This window comes from Candidatus Symbiopectobacterium sp. NZEC135 (assembly GCF_025962695.1).
The window spans coordinates 1-875 of the sequence record NZ_JAGFPF010000874.1; the positions used below are offsets into that span (position 1 = coordinate 1).

The window sequence follows — 875 nt, forward strand, 5'->3', positions numbered from 1 at the left end:
GTGGGGTTACTGCCTAACCAGATTAACCGCTATCCCCACGAGTTTTCCGGAGGCCAGTGCCAGCGTATCGGTATTGCCCGGGCGTTGATTTTACGCCCCAAGTTGATTATTTGTGATGAGCCGGTATCGGCGCTCGATGTGTCGATTCAGGCGCAGGTGGTGAATCTGCTGCGTCAATTGCAGAAGGAAATGCAACTGTCGCTGATTTTTATCGCGCACGATCTCTCGGTGGTGAAACACATTTCCGATCGCGTACTGGTGATGTATCTCGGGCACGCCGTGGAGTTGGCCACCGATGACGCCTTGTTTGGCAACCCGTTGCACCCTTACACCCAGGCGCTGATGTCGGCAGTGCCGATCCCCGATCCCGACAAAGAGCGCAGCAAGCGGATACAGCTGTTGGAGGGGGAGTTGCCTTCACCGATTAACCCGCCCACCGGCTGCGTATTTTGCACTCGCTGTCCGATAGCCAGCGAAACCTGTGTCAAGACGCGCCCGTTGCTGGAAGGCAATTTTACCCATGCGGTCTCGTGTCTGAAAGTCGATCCGCTACAAGGCTGATCATAAAACAGGCCTGCACATAGGCAGGCCTTAAGCGCGGCGAGTTACTCACGCCACAAGATATGGCACATCTTGTTGTCTTTTTCCCGGCAAATCAAAATACGCGCAAACACGTCGTCGATCGGGTCGCCATCTTTTGCTGCCAAACCAATCACCACTTCAGCAAAAAAGTCCGGATTCAAATCGACATCGACATGTTCCTGCCAGTCCTCGGCAGGATCGAATAATTCCGCACCGCCGCGCTCTTCAAATTGAAGATTGAACAGGATGATATCCGCCGGGTCGAGGTTGTCTGACGCCAGTTCAAGAAAGAT

General features: G+C 53.9%; 2 protein-coding genes. One reads left to right on the forward strand and one right to left on the reverse strand.

The features are described from left to right. The coding region (locus J5224_RS31110) for an oligopeptide/dipeptide ABC transporter ATP-binding protein (RefSeq protein WP_264628865.1) at nt 1–561 on the forward strand (561 nt) is incomplete at its 5' end. A gap of 44 nt (nt 562–605) precedes the next feature. Here J5224_RS31110 and J5224_RS31115 read toward each other — a convergent pair. Next, a partial coding sequence (locus J5224_RS31115) for an HI1450 family dsDNA-mimic protein (protein ID WP_264628866.1) occupies nt 606–875 on the reverse strand: 270 nt, incomplete at its 5' end.